We start from the raw sequence: 13,495 nt of genomic DNA, 5'->3' as shown, positions 1-13,495 counted from the left end.
GTGCAGGGGTGGGAGCAGGAGCTGGAGCAGGAGCCGGCGGAATAGGCGTGCTGCCCTGCGCTGCGCCGCAGGAGGCCAGCGCGTCGGAGCTGACCGTCAGCGCGGCTGCCGTCGGTGCTACATAGCCCGCCGGCGACTGCGCGTATTTCAGCGCCTGCCCGGCATCCAGCAGGCCGGCGCCGCAGGTGGTCGTGGTGCAGGTGCAGCGGTAGTTGTTGTTGGCATCGGTGCACAGGCCCAGGTCCGGCGCCAGCACGTGCGGCCGGGCGCTGAGCTTGAGGCCGCTCTCGATCTGCGCCAGCGTGAGGCTCGGGGCCGCTGCCCACATCAGCGCGGCCGTGCCCGCCACCTGCGGCGCGGCGAAGCTGGTGCCGCTGACGGCGGCATAGCCATAGCCGCTGTTGGAGGTGTCCGGCGCCTGCGGGCCCTTGTTGAAGGTCGACACGACGCCGCTGTCCGCCACGCCGGCGATCGAGTCGCAGCGCAGTTGCCGCTGCGTGTTGGCCATGTCGCCGCCCGGTGCGGCGAGCTGCACCTCGGCGCCGAAGTTCGAGTACAGCGCCTTGTAGCCCATGCGGTTGACCGCGGCCACGGCGAACACGCCGGCGCAGTTGGCCGGCCGGCCCACCGGGCCCTGGCGGTTGCCGGCCGCGGCGACGATGAACACGCCCTTGCCGTTGCGCAGGGTGCTGATCGTGTCGGTGTAGAGCTGCGCAGCGGCGGCGACGGTCGGATCCGCGTCGTGGGTGCTGCAGGAGGCCAGGCCGGCGAAGCCGATTAGGAGGACGCGCGCCGGGTTCGGGTTGTCCGGCACGCCGTCCACATGCACGCCGGCGGCCCAGTTCATGCCGTCCACCATGTCCGAGACCAGGGCGCCGCACTGGCCCGCCACCCGCACCGGCAGCACGCGCGCATGCCAGTTGATGCCGGCCACGCCCGCGGCGTTGTTCGTCACCGCGCCCAGCTGACCGGCCACCAGCGTGCCGTGCCAGCTGCTGGCGATGCCGGTGGCCGAGGTGGCGTCCGGATTGCAGCCGTCGTACCTGGCCGTGTTGGCCTGCCATTGCGCGGCGCTGATGCCGTCGCCGAGGTCCAGCGCCGTCGCGCTTCGGCCGGTGCCGTTGCCGGCGAACACCGGGTCGCTGATGAAGTTGTAGCCCGGCAGCAGCAGGTTCGGGTCGAGGTCCGGGTGGCTGGTGATGCCGGTATCGATCACCGCGACGACCGGCGAGCCGGCGCCGGTGCTGATGTCCCAGGCATGGGTGAAGTCGGCCGCCGCCGCGTTGCTGCCGGCGGCGTAGTCGTCCAGCCACCATTGCGGCGTGCCGGTCGTGGCGCGGAAGAGGGTGTCGTTGGGCACGGCGGCGGGACGCTCGCGGCTCTTCTCGAAGCCGTTCTCCAGCACGTGGGCGAGCCGCGCGTCCGCGCGCAGCGTCTTCACGATGGCGGCCCCCTGGGCAGCGCCGATCGGCCGGTCGCCCTCGACGAGCACCCAGCCGGCGCCGAGCGGCCGCCTGAAGCGCAGGGCACCCCTGATGCCGTGGGCGGCCAGCACCGCCTCCGTGCTGGCGCGCGCATCGGCGGGTGCGGTCTTGAAGCGCAGCAGCAGGCCGTGGGCGAGGGGGCCTTGCGGCACGCTCGCGGCCTGGGATGGAAAGACAGCCGTGGCGAGCGAGAGCACCAGCAGCGAGTGGCGCAGCGAAGTCGCGAGGGACGGAGAGGGGCAGGGTCGGGTCAGCATGCGCGGCACGCTAGGGCGGCCGCATGAACCCGTCGTGTAGCGCGGATAGTCCGAACGGATCATGCCCCGGCCGCCTGCCGATGCTCGGGGCCGCGCCATCGGGCTATCCCGTGGGCCGAACGGCCTACGGGCCATGGCTCGCTTCAACGATCGGTCATGTGCAATCCCTACAGTGCGCGAGCCGTTCACATTGTGTCCGGTTCTTGTCCACGACCCGTGGCCGATGGCGCTGTTCTTTCCACATGAATAACTCCAGACATATTTCGACGGTGAGTCCCGCGCATGTCGAGGCGATCGTGCGTGCGGCCGAGTCAGCGCTGGAGGTCTGCCGGCGCTACCAGTTCTTCGTCTGGACACAGGGCAATGTCCAGCTGGTGCTGCCGCATCAGCTGACGATCTGCGGCGCCTACCAGCGCCAGGCCCGCGAACTCGTCTTCGATGCCTTCAACAGCGTCAGCGTGCCCGAGGGCCTGCTCGAAGCCTTCACCCACCCGCGTGGCGCGCTGATGCAGCTGCTGCAGGGGCGCTGGCTGGACAACCGCTGCCATCCGGTGCGCCTGGCTGTCACCGAGCTGGATGGGCCGGCCGTGCAGGCGCATCGGCAGGCGCTGCAGCAGGCGGGCTTCGTCAGCCTGGTGGCGCACGGCCTCTCGCGCCCGCAGCGGCCCAGCGAGATGGAGAGCTTCTTCGTGTTCGGCCAGCAGGGCAGCGCGCCCGACGGCGAGCTGCAGTGCCACACGCTCGAACTGCTGATGCCGCACATCCATGCCACCTGGCACCGCGTGCAGGTGCAGGAGCGCGAACTGCGCAACCTGCCCGAGGCTGCGGTGCAGCGCAGCGGCGCGGTGCCCGGCAGCGGCATCACCGGGCGCGAGCGGCAGATCCTCGGCTGGCTGCGCGAGGGCATGAGCAACCAGGAGATCGGCGAGGTGCTGGGCATCAGCGCGCTGACCGTCAAGAACCACGTGCAGAAGATCCTGCGCAAGCTCAATGCGGCCAATCGCGCCCAGGCCGTGGCGCGCGCGATGACGCTGAACCTGCTGGACCGCGTGCCGGTGGACGTGGGCCGTCCCGACTGACGTCCGAGCGAGCGCGTTGCAGAAGTTCCTCGGTGTTTACCCCCGATATGCCGTCGAACCTGATCGTTATGACCGCCGCGTAGTCCGTTCGGCATGCAGGCGTGCCCGAGGCGAACAACGCAATGTCACTGCCTGCTGGGAAAGTCCTTGCATGTCTTCAAGGCATGTCGCTGTCACCCCAGAACCGGAGAACCTCACGATGAAACTCAAGCAGATCGCACTGGCCGCCCTCGCTGCCGTCGCCATGGGTCATGCCATGGCCGCCACGACCGGCTCGCAGGACACGTCCACCCTGATGGTCGCCGTCGGCGACCAGAACCACACCTATCTGTTCGACACCGGCATCACGATGGCCAGCGTGATCAACACCGACGTCAACTACTCGGTCACGCTGCCCAACTGGGCCTCGTTCAACTTCGGCGCCACCTCGGCGTTCAACGGCCTGGACGAAGGCTCCGGCGGCGCCGGCGTGCGCTGGACCGTGGTCGCTGCGACCAACGTGCTGTCCAACCTCGGCAACACGGTGATGTCCACCAACCCGCTGAGCGCGGTGGCCGACGGCAACTTCTCCGGCCTCAAGAACGCCGGCGTGCGCACCGACGCGCAGCGCATGCTGTCCTTCGGCAACAGCGCCAACGACCTGCTGAACTCGGGCAGCAACATCGCACTGAAGGGCGGCGACGCCTTCGCCGGCGATGTGCAGTTCGGCATCGGCAACAACACCCGCCTGTACATCCAGGACTTCGGTGATCCGGCCGCCACCAGCTCGCTGGGCCTGTACCTGGAGACCGTCTCGAGCATCTCGCTGAACGCCGGCGCGACGCTGAAGGCGATGGACGAAGTCGTCACGCTGAACCCGACGACCGGCCAGCTGACGATCGCCGCGGCCGTGCCGGAACCGGAAAGCTACGCGCTGATGGTGGCCGGCCTGGCCGCCGTCGGCTTCGTCGCCGCCCGCCGCCGCCGCGCCTGAGCGACTGAGGTCCCGCTCCCTTCCCCGATGCCGCGCCCCCTGGGGCGCGGCAGGGGATGAGCCGTCCCAATTTTTCGGAAACCAAGGACTCGAACCCATCATGAAGCACACCCTGATCGCCCTGGCCGTGCTCGGCCTCGCTTCGGCCGCGCAAGCCGCCCCGCTGACCCCCGCCGACGCCGTGACCGCCACCAGCGCCGGCAACGCCGTCTATGTCTCGGGCTCCTCGGCCCTGCGCTTCTCGCTGGCCTCCGGCTTCGTCTCGATGTGCCAGGCCGGCACCATCGCCGTCTTCGGCAACACCAACGGCGCCGACCTGACCAAGGCCGGCAACAACGTGCGCGGCTACGCCTGCACGCTGGCCAAGGACATCAAGCCCAGCACCGGCGGCGCCGTCGCCTTCGCGGCCGGCACCAATGTCGTGTTCAACAAGTACGACGCCGGCGGCTCGATCAACGGCATCCAGCCGCTGGTCAAGGGCACGCAGCTGGCCTACCTGGGCTACGGCGCCTGCACGGCGACGGGCATCGTGCGCTCGGGTCCGTTCGACCTGACCAAGCCTGACTACGCCTGCTCGCAGAGCAACAACGTGGTGCCGCAGATGGGCGTGTCCGACGTCGAGGCCTCCACGATCCAGCACAAGAACAACCTGGCCACCGGCACCACCGCCGTCGCCATCAGCACGCTCAACGGCGGCGTCCACTCGGTCGCCATGGCCGGCATCGCCGTCAACCTGAAGCTGTACCGCGCGCTGCAGGCCGCCCAGGGCCTGGCCGGCGACGACGCCGAGGCCAATGCCCCGAGCCTGCCGATCGGCTTCCTGAGCACGGTGCTCGCCGGCACGGCCTCGCCGCTGCTGAACACCGGCTTCTCCAGCGTCATCCCGAGCGACCTGAGCAACAGCGCCACCGACAGCGCGGCCCACGCCGTCAACTTCTGCACCCGCGCCAACGGCTCGGGCACGAAGGCCATGGTCGACGCCTTCCTGCTGAACAACCCCTGCTCCGCCGTGGGCGCGCCGCCCGCCGGCACCGCTTCGCCGAACGCCTCGGTCGGCGAGATCGGCAACAACGACATGGTCCTGAACGTGGCCACCAGCACCGGCAACGTGATCGCCTGCATGCAGGGCGCCACGACCGATGCCAGCAAGACCTCGACCAACCTGTTCAAGGACTGGGCGATCGGCATCGTCGGCTCGGAGAACGACAACGCCGCCGGCACCTCCGGCGACGCCGGCTGGCGCTTCGTCAAGGTTGGCGGCTTCCTGCCGACCCAGGCCAACGGCCAGACCGCCGCCTACCCGATGACCTACGAGAACTTCATGTACTGGCCCAAGGCCCTGACCTCGAAGTACAGCCAGTTCGCCAACTGGCTGCAGAAGGACGCCGTGACGCCGCTGGCCCTGTCGGCCACGCCGGACGCCGGCACCCGCAAGGGCATCCTGTCGATCGCCGACATCACCGACCCGGCCTACGCCAGCGTGACCGGCTACATCTCGCGCACCTCGCGCGGCGGCAGCAGCTGCTCGCCGCAACAGCTGCTGCAGTAAGCCAGCAGCAGGAGCGGCCGGCGCGTCGCGCCGGCCCTCCTTTTTTCTCAGCCGGAGTCCGCGGACCACGCGGACTCCTTTGAACTTTCTGGGGAGCTTGAGAGAGCCATGAAGAAGAACGGTCACCGCAACTCCATCGTCGCCCTCGGTCTGGGCCTGCTGCTCGGTTCGCTGGCGCAGGCGCAGACCGTGCTGGCCTCCGACACCGATCCCTCGCTGATCCTGCTGATCTGGGACCCGGTGGCCAAGGTCTCCTACAGCCACGACACCGGCCTGCTCGGCAAGAGCCTGTACAGCGGCCTGTCCAACGACGGCAGCCAGCAGTTCTGGACCCTGGATCCGGCCACCGACGCCAACTTCGCCAAGTACCTCGCTGCCTCCGGCGACCTGGCCAACGACGTCTGGATGGTCATCGGCGGCGGCAAGGCCGCCAGCGGCACCGGGCCCGGCACCAACGTCATCTACTCGACGATGGTCAACACGACCGCCAACGGCGTGCTCAATCCGCAGTGGGACGGCCTCGTCGGCCAGCCCAACTCGAACCTGCGCAGCGTGACGTCGAGCTTTCCCACCAGCGTCTACAACCCGCTGATGGGCGGCGCCACCAACAACAACTACGCCACGGCCGCGCCGGGGACGGCCTCGAGCTTCGACACGGCCGGCTCGGATGCCTATGTGGGCAATATGGCGCCGGTGCTGGCCGGCCTGGAGTCCGGCGGCCTGGATCCGGGCGAGGCGATGTTCGCCAAGTCCAACGGCTTCGACACGGGCAACGCGCTGGGCGCGAGCGGCAGCTCGTCCTGGTTCTACTACCTGACCTCGTCCAGCATCAAGGCGGCCGACAAGATCAGCGTCTCCGCCTTCGCCAACAGCGCCTACGACGCCTACTGGGGCCTGGCCCGCACCACCAACAGCGCCAACCAGCAGGAGCTGGTGCTGAGCTTCACGATGCAGGCCGCGGTGACGCCCACGCAGACCGCCGCCGGCGCGCTGCGCCGCAACCAGACCGACTACGCCGCGCAGTACAGCTTCGCGCAGCAGCTGGGCACGCCCGCGGGTGAGTTCGCCGGCTGGACGCCGTCCAGCGCGCTGCTGGGCAACACCGTGACGGCCGTGCCCGAGCCGGCCAGCGCCTTGCTGGCGGTCCTGGGCCTGACGACGCTGCTGGCCGTCCGACGCAAGCGCAAGGCGGACTGACGAGTTTCCGTGAAGTCACTTTTCAGTTACTTGCTGCCGATGCTGCTGGCGCCGGCGCTGCACGCGCAGACGCCCGCCACGGCCGAGGCACCGCGCTTCGACATCCTGGAGTTCGAGGTGGCCGGCAACACCGTGCTGCCCGAGGCGCAGGTCGAGCAGGCGGTGATGCCCTTCATGGGCCCGCAGCTGAGCCTGGCCGAGGTCGAGGCGGCGCGCACCGCGCTGGAGAAGGCCTACCAGGGCGCCGGCTACCTGACCGTGTTCGTGGACATCCCGGACCAGCGGGTGGACGGCGGCGTCGTGCGCCTGCAGGTCACCGAAGGCAAGGTCGACCGGCTCAGCGTGACCGGCTCGCGCTACTACGCGCAGGGCCGCATCCGCGCCGGCGCAGCCGAGGTGGCCGAAGGGCAGGTGCCCAACTTCAACGTGGTGCAGCAGCAGGTGGCCGCGCTGAGCCGCAGCGAGACGCGCCGCGTGCAGCCGGTGCTCAAGCCCGGCGCGGTGCCCGGCACGGTGGAGGTGGAGCTGAAGGTCAGCGACCAGCTGCCGCTGGGCGCTTCCTTCGAGGTCAACAACAACCATGCGGCCGGCATCGCGCCGCTGCATGCGGTGGCCAACATCCACTACGACAACCTGTTCCAGCGCGAGCACAGCATCGGCCTCACGCTGATGGGCACGCCCACCGCTTCGGCCCAGTCCAAGGTGGCGGTGGGCAGCTACACGGTGCCGATCGGCAGCGAGGGCGAGAGCCTCGGCGCCACCCTGGTCTGGTCCAACAGCAACGTCGCCACGCTGGGCGGCACGCAGGCGCTGGGCAAGGGCACGACGCTGGGCCTGCGCTGGCTCAAGCCGCTGGCCACGCCCTGGAACGGCTGGCAGGCGCTGAACCTCGGCGCGGACTGGAAGGACCTGCAGGAGCAGACGGTGTTCGGCGCCAGCAGCATCTCGACGCCGCTGCGCTATGTGCCGCTGCAGCTCGGCTACAGCGGCGGCTACGGGTCCGACGCCTGGCAGTCGCAGTGGAACCTGACGCTGAGCTACGGCTTCGCGCCGCTGCTGCGCCGCGAGGTGGCGAACTGCCCCAGCGCCAACGGTGGCATCGCCCCGGTCGACCAGTTCGCCTGCAAGCGCGCCGGCGCCGACGGCAGTTTCACCACCGCCCGCTTCGACCTGCGCCAGACGCTGTCGGCCGGTGACTGGGGCCAGCTGGCCCTGCGTACCGCCGGCCAGCTCAGCAACGAGCCGCTGGCCAGCGCCGAGCAGTTCGTGCTGGGCGGCGCCGACTCGGTGCGCGGCTACTACGACTCCACCGCTTTGGGCGACGGCGCGCTGCTCGGCTCGCTCGAATGGCGGCGCGACATGGCGCCGGCCATGCGCCGCCGCGCCGGCGAGGCGGCCAGCGCCGGCCTGCGCGAGCTGACGCTGCTGGCCTTCGTCGACGGCGGCCGGGTCTACACCCAGCACGCGCTGCCCGGCACCTTCGGCCACCAGACCCTGGCCAGCGCCGGTGTCGGCCTGCGCCTGCAGACCAACGCCGGCATGAGCCTCTCGCTCGACTACGCCCACGCGCTGAAGGACCTGCCCGGTCAGGCCGTGCCCGGCTCCTACCTGCACCTGCGCCTGGGCCAGAAGCTCTGAACCCTTTGTCGATCATGTCCAAGACGCTCTCCCGCCATCGCCCCCCGCTGTTGACGCCGCTGCTGCTGGCGCTGTCCGCCGCCTGGCCGCTGCAAGTGCTGGCGCAGAGCAAGGCGGGCACCTTGCCGCCGGTGGCGCCGCTGGCCCTGCCGGTGCCGGCCGCCACCGGCTGGCGCTCCAACCCCGCCGGTGCCGCCTTCCCGACGCCGACGGTGCCGGGCCAGCTGAACATCCAGCAGTCGGTGCCGCGCGAGATCTACAACTGGCAGAGCTTCAACATCGGCTCCCAGGCCGCGGTCACCTTCGCCATGCCGACGGGCGGCGGCGCCGCGCTGAACCGCATCGCCGACCAGAACCCCAGCCAGATCTTCGGCAAGCTCAGCGCCACCAACGGCGGCGAGATCTACCTGATCAACCCGAACGGCATCCTGTTCGGCGCCGGCGCGCAGGTCAACGTCGGCGCGCTGTTCGCCAGCACGCTGAACCTCGCCGACGGCGACTTCATGAACGGCCTGACCGGCCCGATCGCCGGCGGCACGGCGGCCTTCCAGTACCAGGGCAGCGCCGACAACTTCGTGGACACGCGCAACTTCGTGCGCGTGGACAGCGGCGCCAGCATCACCACGGCCGAGGGCGGCCGCATCATGCTGTTCGCCAAGCGGGTGGAGAACGCCGGCACGCTCAGCGCCCCCGGGGGTCAGGTCGTGCTGGGCGGCGGCGCGTCCGTCTACCTGAAGCTGCCGACCACCGAGGTGATCTACGCCTCCGAGCAGAACCCGGCCGTGCCGGCGCTGCGCGGCCTGCTGGTCGAGATGGGCAGCGGGCCCGCGGGCGCCGCGGACCGCAACGGCAGCGTCGTCAACGAGGCCGGCGGCGTGATCACCACGCCGCGCGGCAACAGCACGCTGGTGGGCATGGCCGTCAACCAGATGGGCAAGGTCTCGGCCACCACCTCCGTCTCGCAGAACGGTTCCATCCTGCTGCTCGCCCAGGGCGGGGCGACGACACAGACGACGCTGCTGCCGGGCCAGTCCGCCGTCACCTCGCTGGGCCGCTCGACAACCACCGGCACGCTGGTGCTGGGCACCGCCAGCGAGACGACGATCACGCCCGACAACAACGGCGCCGACGGCAAGCCGCTGCTGTCCAGCGACAACGCGACCTTCGTGCCCTCCCGCATCGACATGGTCGGCCGCCGCGTCACGCTGCAGGGCGGCGCCCAGGTCGCCGCGCCCGGCGCGGACCTGAGCGTGCGTGCGCTCGGCGCGCCCGACTATGCGCAGGCCATTGGCGGCACCGATGCACCGACCGCCGCGCAGATGGCGGCCGATGCCAATGTCGTGATCGAGGCCGGTGCCCGCATCGACCTGTCGGGCACCACCGACACCACGGTCAGCGTCGCCCGCAACTTCGTCACCACCGACTTCCTCGGCAGCAACGACCTCGCCGACGCGCCGCTGCAGAAGGACGGCCTGCTCTACCAGAACAAGGTCACCGTCGACATCCGCGGCAGGTCGCCGATCCTCGGCTCGCTGGCCAGCTACCGCAATGCGCTGCTGCGCAGCGCGGACGAGCGCCTGTCCGGCGGCGGCAGCGCGCGCATCTTCGCCGGCGGGGCGGTGCTGATGCAGCAGGGCGCCAGCATCGACGTGTCCGGCGGCGCGGTGAACTACACCGGCGCCCAGGTCGCGCAGACGATGCTGACCGCGCAGAACGGCCAGAGCTACTCGCTCTCCACCGCGCCGGCGGACCTCGTCTACACCGGCATCAGCAACGCCTCGCGCAACACCGTCAGCTACGACCGCTGGGGTCAGGTCACCCAGTACGGCAGCACCACGGGCACCGTCCAGGCACAGGGTTATGTGCAGGGCAGCGATGCGGGCAGCCTGCAGGTACTGGCGCCGCGCGTGTTCGTGGACGGCAGTGTCGCCGGCCGCACGACCATCGGCTACCGGCAGGCGGCCGGCCTGGACGCGCGCGCCGCGCTGGGCCAGCTGACGCTGGGCACCGACCAGAACGTCGCCGCGCTGGGCAACGGCAGCTTCGCCGGCGCCATCCTCGGCAGCTTCAGCCTCGGCGCCGGCGCTGTGCCGCTGGATGCCGGCCTGTTCGCGCAGGCGGAGCAGGGCAGTGTCTCTACGCAGTTGCCGGCCACTTCGCGGATGGCGGCGGCGCAGCTGAACGACTCGGGCTTCGGCCGCGTCACCATCGTCGCCGACGGCCTCGTTTCCACCGCGGCCGGCGCGGACCTGCACCTGCCCACCGGCGGCGCGCTGAAGCTGGAGAGCAACGGCGGCGGCCTCGCGCTGGCCGGCAGCGTGACGGCGCCCTCGGGCGCGGTGACGGTGCAGGCCGCCGGCGGCGCCATCGCGGTGGCCGGCACGGCGGACATCGACGTGTCCGGCCAGTGGATCAACAACCAGCTCGGCAGCCAGCCGGCGAGCGCCTTCGGCAGCACCGGCGGCTCGATCGCCATCGCCTCGACCGACGCGGTCCGCCTCGATGCGGGCAGCGTGCTGAACGTGTCGGGCGGCGGCCTGGTGAGCGCCAGCGGCGCGATCAGCGGCGGCAATGCGGGCAGCATCGCGCTCGCCGCCGGCCGCGCCGCGAACACCGCCGACGCCAGCTCGCGGTCGCTGAGCCTCGGCGCCACGCTGGAAGGCTTCTCGATGGCCTCGGGCGGCAGCCTGAGCCTGACGACCCAGTTCGTGCGCATCGGCGCGGCCCAGGCCGGCGATGCCGCGGGCACGCTGGACCTCGGCGCCGACTTCTTCAGCCGCGGCGGCTTCGCCGCCTTCAGCATCGACGGTCGCCAGGCGCTGACCTTCACGCCGGGCACCGTGCTGGCGCCGCTGGTGCAGACCTGGGTGCCAGGTCTTGCCGCCACGCAGGCCGCGAGCGGCAGCGAGGTCGCCGCGCTGACGACCGGCCGCGCACCGGCCGGCACCTTGCCGCAGGCCATGAGCCTGGCCTTCAAGTCCTCGGGCCTGGACGCCACCTCGCCGGCCGGCAGGCTGCTGATGCCGGAGGGCGTGGCCATCAGCCTGCCGGCGCTGTCAACGCTGTCGCTGTCGGCCGCGGAGACGCTGGAGATGGACGGCCGCATCACGGCGCCCGGCGGCAAGGTGAGCCTGGCCGCCGCGACCCAGGGCAACGATTTCGCCGACCCGCAGTACCTGTGGCTCGGCGGCAGCAGCGTCATCGACGTGTCGGGCCAGGCGCTGATCAGCCCCTCCACCGATGGCCGCCTGCGCGGCAGCGTGCTGGCGGGCGGCAGCATCAGCCTCACGGCCGGCGGCAGCAACTACACGGCCACGACCGCGGCGGCGGCCAGCAGCCTGGTCTGGCAGCAGGGCAGCCAGCTGTTGATGAACGGCGCGGCGGCGCCGCTCGACGTGAGCACGCTCGGCGCCGCCGGCCTGCAGACGCAGCGCCAGACGGTGGCCAGCGCCGGCGGCAGCCTGTCCATCAGCGGCAACTTCGCGATGGCGCTGGAAGGCCACGCCGAGGCCCGTTCCGGCGGCGCCGGCGCGGCCGGCGGCAGCCTGTCGGTGACGCTCAACGCGGGCCGCACCGATCTCGGCGAAACGCCGCCGCCGGCGCGCAGCCTGGACCTCGTCGCGAACGCGTCGGGCAGTACCGCGGGGCTCACGTCCGCCTCGCTGGCGAGCGCCTCGGCCGCGCATCTGGGCGGCGACTCGGTGCAGCTGTCGGCCGGCCTGGTGCGGGACGGCGGCTTCTCCGACCTGAGCCTGCAGGCGGCCGAGAAGATCACCGTCGGCGGCGGCGTAGCGCTGGACCTGTCGCGCCAGCTGAACCTCGATGCGCCGGTGCTGGCGATGAACGGCGGCACGGCCTCGCTGTCGGCCGCGCAGCTCTTCGTCGGCAACGACCAGCTGCCGCTGCAGAGCCCCGGCGCGCTGCAGACGCGGCCGCTGCCCCAGGCGAGCGGCGGCAGCGGCACGCTGACGCTGTCGGGCGGCACCACGGTGCTGGACGGCCGCATCGTCACCCAGGGCGTGGGCACGCTGGCGATCGCCAGCGACGGCGACCTGCGGCTGCAGAGCCGGCTCTACGACGGCAGCACGATCAGCGGCAGCCTGCAGACCGGCGCCGAGCTGACGCTGAGCGCCGCGCAGATCTATCCGGCCACCGGCACACGGTTCACGATCACGGCCGCCGGCCACGGCGTCACCATCAGCGGCGGCGGCGATGCCGCGGCCGTCTCGCCGCAGAGCGCCGGCGGCACGCTGGCGATCAACGCGGCCCGCATCGTCCAGGACGGCGTGCTGCGCGCGCCGATGGGCAGCATCACGCTGACGGCCGAGGACAGCCTGTCGCTCGGTGCCGGCAGCCTCACCTCGGTCAGCGCCGCGGGGCAGGAGCTGCTGTGGGGCTCGGTCTCCGGCGGCCACTGGACGGCGCCCGGCAATCCGTCCGCGCAGGCCGGCGATGCGAGCGGCCCTCCCGCCAAGAGCATCACGCTGGCGGCCCCGGCCGGCAGCATCGACGCCGACGCCCAGGCGCGGCTGGACCTCAGCGGCGGCGGCAAGCTGCTGGGCTGGCAGTTCGTGCCGGGCCCCGGCGGCTCCACCGACATCTTCAGCGGCAGCAGCGGCGCCTTCGCCCTGGTGCCGAGCGTGCAGGGCCTGGCGCCCTTCGACGCCACGCTGGCGTCCACGCTGCCCGGCGCGGGCAGGCAGCTGCAAATCACCGGCAGCGGCGGCCCGATCCCGCCCGGCACCTACACGCTGCTGCCGGCTCGCTATGCGGCGCTGGCGGGGGCCTTCCTCGTGCAGCCGGTGGCCGGCGGCACCGCGCTGGCGTCCGGCACCACGCTGAAGAACGTGGACGGCACCAGCCTGATCGGCGCGCGCCTGGTCGATGCCGGCACGTCCTTCGGCGCGGCGCTGTCCAGCACCTGGCGAGTGATGAGCTCGGCCCAGGCGCACCAGCGCTCCGAGCTGGACCTGAGCGATGCCAACAGCTTCTTTGCCGACAGCCGTCCGGCCCTGCCGGTCGACGCCGGCCGGCTGGTGCTGAACGCCGCGGCGATGCAGTTCGACGCCTCGATCGCCTTCGCGGCCAGCCGCGTCGACGCGGCGCCCGGCAGCACCACGCCGGCGCTGGTCGGCCGCGGCGGCGAGGCCTTCGTCGTCTCGCGCGACATCGTCGTCGGCAGCGCCACCGGCCAGGCCGGCGATGCGCTGCTGCTGTCCACCGACATGCTGAACCGGCTCGGCGCGCAGACGCTGGTGATTGGCGCGGCGCCCGATGCGGCCGGCGCGCTGCAGGTCGGGGCGCAGACGCTGAGCGTC

At 71.6% G+C, this 13,495-nt stretch carries 7 protein-coding genes; 6 read left to right on the top strand and 1 reads right to left on the bottom strand.

Features of this window, described 5'->3' with window-relative positions; genetic code table 11:
* A partial coding sequence (locus tag B0W88_RS23125; protein WP_158080924.1) for a S8 family serine peptidase occupies positions 1 to 1,804 on the bottom strand: 1,804 nt, incomplete at its 3' end.
* Positions 1,805 to 2,010: 206 nt separating this feature from the next.
* Here B0W88_RS23125 and epsA point away from each other — a divergent pair.
* The 6 genes from epsA to B0W88_RS23095 all read left to right on the top strand — a co-directional run.
* Positions 2,011 to 2,820, top strand: a complete 810-nt coding sequence (gene epsA, locus B0W88_RS23120) for an XrtB/PEP-CTERM-associated transcriptional regulator EpsA (RefSeq protein ID WP_077036979.1) — start codon at positions 2,011 to 2,013, stop codon at positions 2,818 to 2,820.
* Positions 2,821 to 3,019: 199 nt separating this feature from the next.
* Positions 3,020 to 3,793, top strand: a complete 774-nt coding sequence (locus B0W88_RS34485; protein WP_077036978.1) for a PEP-CTERM sorting domain-containing protein — start codon at positions 3,020 to 3,022, stop codon at positions 3,791 to 3,793.
* 100 nt (positions 3,794 to 3,893) lie between these two features.
* The gene (locus tag B0W88_RS23110; protein WP_077036977.1) at positions 3,894 to 5,342 is read left to right on the top strand and encodes a hypothetical protein; all 1,449 of its coding nucleotides are present in this window, start codon (positions 3,894 to 3,896) and stop codon (positions 5,340 to 5,342) included.
* Between the two features lie 108 nt (positions 5,343 to 5,450).
* A complete protein-coding gene (locus B0W88_RS23105) occupies positions 5,451 to 6,539 on the top strand; it encodes a hypothetical protein (protein ID WP_077036976.1) in 1,089 nt (362 codons plus the stop codon).
* Between the two features lie 9 nt (positions 6,540 to 6,548).
* On the top strand, positions 6,549 to 8,177 hold the full coding sequence (locus tag B0W88_RS23100) for a ShlB/FhaC/HecB family hemolysin secretion/activation protein (RefSeq protein WP_144006903.1): 1,629 nt from the start codon (positions 6,549 to 6,551) through the stop codon (positions 8,175 to 8,177).
* Between the two features lie 14 nt (positions 8,178 to 8,191).
* On the top strand, positions 8,192 to 13,495 hold a 5,304-nt coding region (locus tag B0W88_RS23095; RefSeq protein ID WP_144006902.1), incomplete at its 3' end, for a filamentous hemagglutinin N-terminal domain-containing protein.

This window comes from Pelomonas sp. KK5 (assembly GCF_001984095.1).
GTDB lineage: Bacteria > Pseudomonadota > Gammaproteobacteria > Burkholderiales > Burkholderiaceae_C > KK5.
Note: the sequence above shows the minus strand (reverse complement) of the source record. Positions and strands in the feature narration are given on the sequence as shown.

What these genes read in the sequence shown, in the direction of transcription:
- B0W88_RS34485 (WP_077036978.1), top strand. Translation starts at nt 3,020, where the DNA reads ATGAAACTCAAGCAGATCGCACTGGCCGCCCTCGCTGCCGTCGCCATG.
- B0W88_RS23110 (WP_077036977.1), top strand. Translation starts at nt 3,894, where the DNA reads ATGAAGCACACCCTGATCGCCCTGGCCGTGCTCGGCCTCGCTTCGGCC.
- B0W88_RS23105 (WP_077036976.1), top strand. Translation starts at nt 5,451, where the DNA reads ATGAAGAAGAACGGTCACCGCAACTCCATCGTCGCCCTCGGTCTGGGC.